The 7,322-nt window shown below is 60.6% G+C and carries 10 protein-coding genes and 1 tRNA gene; 5 read left to right on the top strand and 6 right to left on the bottom strand.

Annotated features, from left to right (window positions below):
- Positions 1 to 197 precede the first annotated feature (197 nt).
- From O2S87_RS12245 to O2S87_RS12235, 3 genes are all read left to right on the top strand, one after another.
- Entirely contained in the window at positions 198 to 1,289 is a 1,092-nt protein-coding gene (locus O2S87_RS12245) for a glutamate--cysteine ligase (RefSeq protein WP_475409074.1), read from the top strand.
- Between the two features lie 63 nt (positions 1,290 to 1,352).
- Positions 1,353 to 2,012, top strand: a complete 660-nt coding sequence (locus tag O2S87_RS12240) for a helix-turn-helix domain-containing protein (protein ID WP_475409073.1) — start codon at positions 1,353 to 1,355, stop codon at positions 2,010 to 2,012.
- 112 nt (positions 2,013 to 2,124) lie between these two features.
- On the top strand, positions 2,125 to 2,616 hold the full coding sequence (locus tag O2S87_RS12235; protein WP_475409072.1) for a phosphopantetheine adenylyltransferase: 492 nt from the start codon (positions 2,125 to 2,127) through the stop codon (positions 2,614 to 2,616).
- 11 nt (positions 2,617 to 2,627) lie between these two features.
- Here the strand turns inward: O2S87_RS12235 and O2S87_RS12230 are convergent, their stop codons facing one another.
- On the bottom strand, positions 2,628 to 2,936 hold the full coding sequence (locus O2S87_RS12230; protein ID WP_475409071.1) for a transcription initiation factor IIB family protein: 309 nt from the start codon (positions 2,934 to 2,936) through the stop codon (positions 2,628 to 2,630).
- 98 nt (positions 2,937 to 3,034) lie between these two features.
- On the opposite strand from O2S87_RS12230, the gene O2S87_RS12225 reads away from it, so the two are divergent.
- Positions 3,035 to 3,118: transfer RNA gene (locus O2S87_RS12225), tRNA-Leu, on the top strand.
- 119 nt (positions 3,119 to 3,237) lie between these two features.
- Here the strand turns inward: O2S87_RS12225 and O2S87_RS12220 are convergent.
- Positions 3,238 to 3,621 carry a response regulator gene (locus tag O2S87_RS12220; RefSeq protein ID WP_475409070.1) on the bottom strand — a complete coding sequence of 128 codons (384 nt, stop codon included), beginning with the start codon at positions 3,619 to 3,621 and terminating at the stop codon, positions 3,238 to 3,240.
- Between the two features lie 215 nt (positions 3,622 to 3,836).
- Between O2S87_RS12220 and O2S87_RS12215 the strand changes: the two genes are divergently transcribed.
- Positions 3,837 to 4,235, top strand: coding sequence for a hypothetical protein (locus O2S87_RS12215; RefSeq protein ID WP_475409069.1), 399 nt, complete (start codon positions 3,837 to 3,839; stop codon positions 4,233 to 4,235).
- On the opposite strand, the gene O2S87_RS12210 is transcribed toward O2S87_RS12215, so the two are convergent.
- From O2S87_RS12210 to O2S87_RS12195, 4 genes are all read right to left on the bottom strand, one after another.
- The gene (locus O2S87_RS12210) at positions 4,236 to 4,526 is read right to left on the bottom strand and encodes a DUF6360 family protein (RefSeq protein WP_475409068.1); all 291 of its coding nucleotides are present in this window, start codon (positions 4,524 to 4,526) and stop codon (positions 4,236 to 4,238) included.
- 96 nt (positions 4,527 to 4,622) lie between these two features.
- Entirely contained in the window at positions 4,623 to 5,264 is a 642-nt protein-coding gene (locus tag O2S87_RS12205) for a cyclase family protein (RefSeq protein WP_475409067.1), read from the bottom strand.
- A gap of 75 nt (positions 5,265 to 5,339) precedes the next feature.
- Positions 5,340 to 5,714, bottom strand: coding sequence for a hypothetical protein (locus tag O2S87_RS12200; protein ID WP_475409066.1), 375 nt, complete (start codon positions 5,712 to 5,714; stop codon positions 5,340 to 5,342).
- 2 nt (positions 5,715 to 5,716) lie between these two features.
- A complete protein-coding gene (locus O2S87_RS12195; protein ID WP_475409065.1) occupies positions 5,717 to 7,240 on the bottom strand; it encodes an aldehyde dehydrogenase family protein in 1,524 nt (507 codons plus the stop codon).
- Between the last annotated feature and the right edge of the window lie 82 nt (positions 7,241 to 7,322).

Raw genomic sequence — 7,322 nt, 5'->3', positions numbered from 1 at the left:
GAGAATCAAGAGCATTTCAAACAGTTTGTCACTGACACATTCTTAGATCTCTCTCAACGTCTTGGATTTGCGAATGGTTGGATCAAAAAGTTCCTCACCGATATTCAAAAGTTACGCTGACCACTCGTGCCTACTCGGGTCGTTGACAGTCACCGGCTTCAGGAGGTATTTATGAGTCGGTCACATACCGCTGGCTGATGGAGACTGGTTCGTCGGAGATCGGCTCGTCGGAGGCGTTCGCCCGCATGGGCACGCTCGGCATCGAAGAGGAGTTTTTTATTGTCGACGACTCGGGCCGACCAGTCTCTGGCATCGCCGAACTGATCTACAACTCCGAGCCGCCCGAACTCCTCGAGGGCCGGTTGGACCACGAGCTGTTTCAGTGTACGATCGAGACTCAGACACCCGTCATCGAGTCACCAAGCGAGGCCGCCGAAACGCTGCGGGCGGTCCGCCAGGCGCTGGTCGACCACGCCGAAGCCCACGGCTTCAAAATCGCCGCGGCGGGACTCCACCCGGCGGCCAAATGGCGCGAACTCGACCACGCGACCAAACCTCGGTACAAGGCCCAGTTGGAGCGGATTCAGTATCCACAGCACCGAAACACCACTGCTGGGCTGCACATCCACGTGGGCGTCGACGACCCCGACAAGGCGGTCTGGATTGCCAACGAACTCCGGTGGTATCTCTCGCCGGTGCTCGCGCTGTCGGCCAACTCGCCGTTTTGGAACGGGTTCGACACCGGCCTCGGCTCGGCTCGTGCGAAGATCTTCGAGAATCTCCCGAACACCGGCGTACCGACTCGATTCGAGGACTTTGCGGCCTACGACGCGTTCGAACGGCAGATGGTCGAGACCGGCTCGATCAACGACCGTGGCGAACTGTGGTTCGACGTGCGGCCGCACACCGGCCTCGGCACTGTCGAGGTCAGAACGCCCGACGGCCAGTCTGATCCTGATGTTGTTCTCGCGTTCGTCGAGTACATTCACGCGCTCGTGATGGATCTCGCTGCCAGATTCGAAGACGGCGAGGACCCTGCCGTGGAGTTGCGCCGCGAGTTCCTTGACGAGAACAAGTGGCGGGCGATCCGCCACGGCCACGAGGCGAGTTTTATCAGCCGGGATGGCGACCGGGTCATCGGTCTCGATGAGGTCGTCGACCGGGAGGTCGACCGACTTGGCGTGGAGGGGATACAGTCGGTGCTCGACGACCAAAGCGGAAGCCAACGCCAGCGCGAACTGATGGCCGAATCGGGCCTCGATGGGCTCTGTGCCTCGCTCGTGCTGTAATCGATCCGTCGCCTGCTGGCCGACAGAAACCCTTTTGCTAACGGAGAGCCGATTGTGCGTATAATGACCACAGATTCCGACGAGGACGCTGGTGAGGATCCGATCGATGTCGACCCTGTAGACGATGTCGACTCGGTCGGCGGAGAGTCCAACGAGCAATCGAGTGAGGGGCCACGCGCAGAACTGCAAAAGACCAAAGCTCGGCTGGAAGCCGAAGCCGACAAGGCCGTCTCGGAGTTCGACCAGGGCATCGTCGACCTGTTGGCGTGGATTCTCGACACCGAAACCCGCGCGCGGATCTACGTCTACCTCCGCCAGCATCCCGACAGCACGAGCGACGAGGTCGCCGACGGCACCGGGCTGTATCCGAGTACGGTTCGAGAGGCACTGGCCGAACTCCACGACGAAGAGACGGTGAACCGAGAAAAGCGCGAGTCCAGCGGTGCAGGCAACAACCCCTACGAGTACGAAGCCATCGCCCCGAGTAAACTGGTTCGAGGCGTCGTCGGACAGGTACAGCGCGAGCTCAACACGGTGTTCAACCTCGACCGGAGACTTGGCGGGAACGACGAAACGGGGGGCCCCGTGACGATCAGTGTCGACGGCGAGGAGGGCGGCGAGAACAAGCCAAAGGAGGACGATGGCGACCAACCAGTCGACATCGACATCGAGGACGCCTCTCTCGAGAGTGACGACGAGGAAGACCCGAAAGACGCGGCCTGATCGCAATTCGGTTAGTCCAATTGGCCCAATTGGCCCAATTGACCCGGATTGATCGGATACGGGACGAACGCAGAGTACGGATATTTAAGTTCAGGGACCGCCACCCGGCAGTATGAATGTCGCGCTGGGTGGGACCTTCGATCCCGTCCACGACGGTCACCACGCGCTGTTCGAGCGGGCGTTCTCGCTGGGTGATGTGACCGTCGGCCTGACTGATGACGATCTTGCGGTCGAAACCAGACACGTCGAGCGGTACGTCCGGCCCTACGAGGAGCGGAAAGCCGATCTGCAGGCCGAATTCGAACCGCTCGCAGCCGAGTACGACCGGACGTTCGAGATTCGGCCGCTCTCTGAGCCGACTGGCATCGCCGTCGAGCCACAGTTCGACGTGCTCGTCGTCTCGCCCGAGACGGTCGACGGAGCCGAACGGATTAACGATCTGCGACGCGAGCGGGGCTTCGAGCCGCTCGAAATCGAGATCGTCGACCACGTACCGGCCAACGACGGCAAGCGAATTTCGTCGACACGGATCGTCACTGGCGAGATCGACCGCCACGGGAGGCCGACTCCCGAGCGGACTGGCCGCGAGCAGACACGCTCGTAACGGGTTTCGTTTTACCAGTTCGGCGGCTGGAAGCCCGCATCCGCCATCATCGCTTTCCACCGGGACTGAATACTGAGTCGAGAGACGTCCAGTGTCTCGGCGACCGCAGGTTGTGAGCGCTCCTCGCCACCGATCAGCGCGGCCGCATACAGGCTCGCGGCGGCAACGGCTGGCTTCGAGCGTTCGGCCTCGGGAATATTTGTGAGAAAAAGCTCGGAGGCCGTCGACCGAACCGTCGGACTCAGATCGAGTTGGGTGCCCGCAGCATCGAGGCGATCCAACCAATCGCTGTGTTCGAGTCGATCCCGTGCGCGATACATAACTGAAGGTTTTCCGCAGAGATAATTAACCTCTCGGGCCGCCGGATGCCGATCAGAACGACAGTTTCTTACCGGTCTTAGCGTCTCTATTGAACTGGGCGTGGGTAGCCAAGCCAGGAAAAGGCGCAGCGCTTAGGACGCTGTCCCGTAGGGGTCCGAGAGTTCAAATCTCTTCCCACGCATTTTCTGTTCGAACGAAGTGAGGACGAAGTGAGGACGAAAATCAGCACGATCGAACGTGAGCGCAGAGAATCGATCGAAGAACATAACCACCGAGCGGCAGTCAGCGAACGGCTGTGGGTTACATACTAGTTATTAGAGGTCGCATTGCCCCGACCGTTTCGTCGACCGCATAGAAGCCGTCGATCTGCGAGAAAATCGACTGGAGCTGATCGCGGGCGAGCATGGCGTACCGATTCGACTGGCTGTGGCCGACCGCTTGGTCGATCCGGGTAGCCAACAGCTCGTACACTTCCCTGTGTCGGTCCTTCTGAAGGTAGTCGGTCACGCCAGCCGAAATCGCCGCCGAGGCGGCCTCTTCGTTTCCCTGGCCCGTGAAGACGATAAACGGCAGGTTTGGATACTCTTCGTGAACCGCTCGGAGGAACGTGATCCCATCCGTCTCGGGCATTTCGCAATCACTGACGAGACAGTCGACGGTGTTCGCGTCGAGGTACTCCCACACATCGTCTACAATGAATTGAAAAATAGGAACTGACCCAGTAAAAGTATTATGCAAAACGTGAATGTAGGCTCAGAAATCATATTTGTTTAAAATACCGGCGTAATTTGGTACTGGTATCGTACAATAGCTGCTCGGTACGCACAGCTCAGTCGACATCACGAACCACTCAATATTCCTGAATCAGTCGTTTAGCCCACCAGCCCCAACTGACGAATATGACTGACCACGACAATCACGACCTCTCAGCAGCCGAAAAACAAGCGCTTCATGACATTCAGCACGCGACCGAACACATCTATCAGGGGTTCGGCGATCTTATTGCGTTCCACCACAAAATCGGCCACTCGATGGACAAACTGGCCCGAGCCGAAGGGACGCTCCGAGAAGCGGGCCACGAGGAATTCGCCGACGAACTCCGCGAAAAACACCTTCCATCGGGCGCTGTCGACAATCTGTGGACCTACGAGGTGGTCGAGACGTTCCGCCACGGCCTGCTCGCGGAGATTACCGATTTCGACGACCGTGTCCGTACAGAGCTTGCCGACGGCCACAGCCACGTCACCGAGCGCGAACAGCAAACCGAGTGGCGCGAGCGCGTCGACTGGGAGCCCTGATCACTCGTTGTCGGCGAGATAGGCGTCGACTTTGTCGGCGTACTTTTCTAACTCAGCCGCGAGCGTCCTGGCCTGCTCCGGCGTGAGCCGGACACGGTCGGCGTGAGCCGGGAGGTGTTCGAGCTCTGCGTTGTCCAGCTCCAGTTCGAGCTTGATGTGGTCCGGTTTCTTACGTGGTGCAGTGGCGTTGACCACGGCGAACGCTGATTCGGTGAAGTCGTGAGCTTCGGCCTCGCCGTCGAGCAGATCGAGGGTCGTGTAGGCGTTGACCGAAAGGAGTCGATCGGACATTAACGGAGAGTCGACGGGCAGACGCTTGAGCCTTTATCAGTCAGCGTGTCGGCCGCCTGAAAGCGTCGACATGGCGTGTGTCGACCACGCTCGCGCTCAGTCCCAGCGGGCGACCGCTCGAACCGGTGCGCCGTCACCGTCGACGAGTTTGAGTGGAAAGGCGAGCAGTTCGAATCGCTCGGGAACGGCCGAGAGACCGGTCAGGTTCTCGAAGATCAACCCACCGGAACCGAGGAGCGCGTGGTGAACCTGAAACCCCTCGGGTTCGGTCGCAGTGGCGTTGTCGGTCGGCGTCGGATCGACGTTGAGCGCGTCGATCGCGAGGTCGTACCCCTGGTCGACACAGAACTCCGCAGCCTCGGGCGTCAAAAACGGGTGGTCGAAGTATTTCGCCGTCGCCCAGTGGTCGTCCCAGCCGGTCTGGACGACGAGGACCTCGGCATCGGTTGTCGGAAGCGCTGACGGACTGATCGGCGACCGTGGGTCGAGCCCACGGCAGTCGACCCGGACCGCATCGAGGGCGAACCGCTCGACGCCGAACGTATCGATGTTCCGACCACCCGGCTCGGTGTGGCTCGGCGCGTCGACATGGGTCCCGGTGTGGCTCCCGCATTCCACCGCCGAAACCCGGTATCCGTCTGCCGGGATAGTCGCGTGTGGCTCGATGGATACCGGTGGATCACCGGGAAACACAGAACCGGCGTCGCTGATCGTATGCGAGAGGTCTCGATAGTCCATATAGGTGCTACTGACGCCAGCCGACAACAATCTCCGGATGTGAGATGTCGACGCGGTTGTGCAGCGAGAACCGAACTACCGTTCGCTTTCGGCCAGGACGTCGAACCCAACGCTCGTCGGGTCGGTCGACCGCACGACCTCTCCGCTAGGATGCAGAGCAATCGCAACCGAGCCCGCGTCATGGACGCATGCGAACCGGCGGATTGGAGTCGCGTCGGTCCAGTCGTCGGGAGCGTCGACGTTGATCCGATCTGTCATCCCATCGGCCTGCAGACTGACCCATCCTGACAGCGCGAGGGCGACCTTCGGGTCCCGCTCTTCCCGACTGGGGGCGACCACCTGCCGAAGTCGTTCGTGGAACCCCGAGGGGACGCGATAGGCCGCTCCGTCGGGCGAGATGGCGATCTGCCGGGCGCGGAACCCCTCGGCTTCGGGAAACGGGACGGCCACGACTACAGGCTGATATTGATCGTCTTGGTTTGGGTGTAGTGGTCAACTGCGTCCTGGCCAATCTCGCGGCCGATCCCCGACTGCTTGTAGCCGCCGAACGGCTGGCCCGCCGGGAAGTCGTTGTAGGTGTTGATCCAGATGTTGCCCGCCTCGATGTCTTTGGCACACTGATGGGCCTTGGTGAGGTTTTCGGTGATAATGCCTGCGGCGAGCCCGTAGTCGACGTCGTTCGCGAGTTCGATCATCTCGTCGTAGTCGCTCCACGTGAAAACCTCTTGGACGGGACCGAAGATTTCTTCTTGGACGGCTTTGCTGTCGTGGTCGATCTCGTCGATCAGCGTCGGCGCGACGAAACAGCCGTCCGACAGCGCCTCGTCGTCGGGCTGGCTCCCGCCGGTGACGAAGGCCGCCCCCTCGGCTTCGGCCGCCTCGATGTAGCTCATGGTCCGTTCGACCTGCTCGGCGGTCACTTTCGGGCCAAGATTCGTGGAGTCGAGCAGTGGATCGTCGACGGTCAGCTCCTCGGCGGCGGCCGCGAGTTCGTCGAGGAATTCGTCCTTTATATCCTCGTGGACGAACAGCCGCGAGCCAGCACAGCAGCACTCGCCCGTGTTGAAGAAGATGGCCGTGATGGTGGTGTCGACGGCCTGTTCGAGATCGGCGTCGGGGAACACCACGAGCGGACTCTTCCCGCCGAGTTCGAGCGTAATATCGGTAATGTTGTCGGCGGCGCTTTTCATCACCTTGCTGCCGATTTCGGTCGAGCCGGTAAAGGCTAGCTTGCGGATTCCGCCGTGGTTCGACAGCGGTTCGCCAGCGTCGGGGCCGAAGCCGGTAACGACGTTGACGACGCCATTTGGGATCACGTCGTCGACCTCCTCCATCAGTTTGAGAACAGAGAGCGGCGTCTCTTCGGCGGGTTTGAGCACGACCGCGTTTCCGGCAGACAGCGCGGGGCCGAGTTTCCAAGCGGCCATGAGTAGCGGGAAGTTCCACGGGATGATCTGGCCGACGACGCCGTAGGGTTCTTCGATGGTCTGGACGTGGCGGCTGTCGTCGGTGTCGACCGTCCGACCCTCGTGGGCGCGGGCGACCGCAGCGAAGTAACGGAAGTGATCGGTTACGAGGTCGATATCGATGCGCGCCTCGGTGATCGGCTTGCCGTTATCGAGCGATTCGAGCGTGGCGAACTCCTCGGCTTTCTGTTCGATGCGGTCGGCGATCGCTTCGAGCATGGCCTGTCGCTCGGCGCTCGAAAAGCCGCTATAGATCTCGTCGTAGGCCTTCCACGCCGCGTCTACCGCGCGGTCGATGTCTTCGGCGTTTCCGGACTGGACCTCGGCGAGCGTCTCGCCGGTCGTCGGGTCCGTTGTCTTAAATGTCTTGCCGGAGGCGCTCTGGACCCACTCGCCGCCGATGTAGAGTTCTCGATGGTCGGGTAGTACCTCGCTTGCGGCCTGCTCGTGACGTTTCTTGATTGCGGATTTGCGTTCCGTAGGGGATTGTGGCGTGTCGTCGATGGACATACACCATCTAGTTGGACATGTTCTTTAGTAAAGATTATTTAGAATTTGGAGTCTTACACGGTCGAAGATTTATCAAAACTAT

Source organism: Halohasta sp. A2, from assembly GCF_056175805.1.
This window is presented reverse-complemented; position numbering and strand designations above follow the sequence as displayed.

Coding starts and splice junctions, on each gene's coding strand:
- O2S87_RS12245 (WP_475409074.1), top strand. CDS start 198: ATGGAGACTGGTTCGTCGGAGATCGGCTCGTCGGAGGCGTTCGCCCGC.
- O2S87_RS12240 (WP_475409073.1), top strand. CDS start 1,353: ATGACCACAGATTCCGACGAGGACGCTGGTGAGGATCCGATCGATGTC.
- O2S87_RS12235 (WP_475409072.1), top strand. CDS start 2,125: ATGAATGTCGCGCTGGGTGGGACCTTCGATCCCGTCCACGACGGTCAC.
- O2S87_RS12230 (WP_475409071.1), bottom strand. CDS start 2,936: ATGTATCGCGCACGGGATCGACTCGAACACAGCGATTGGTTGGATCGC.
- O2S87_RS12215 (WP_475409069.1), top strand. CDS start 3,837: ATGACTGACCACGACAATCACGACCTCTCAGCAGCCGAAAAACAAGCG.
- O2S87_RS12210 (WP_475409068.1), bottom strand. CDS start 4,526: ATGTCCGATCGACTCCTTTCGGTCAACGCCTACACGACCCTCGATCTG.
- O2S87_RS12205 (WP_475409067.1), bottom strand. CDS start 5,264: ATGGACTATCGAGACCTCTCGCATACGATCAGCGACGCCGGTTCTGTG.
- O2S87_RS12195 (WP_475409065.1), bottom strand. CDS start 7,240: ATGTCCATCGACGACACGCCACAATCCCCTACGGAACGCAAATCCGCA.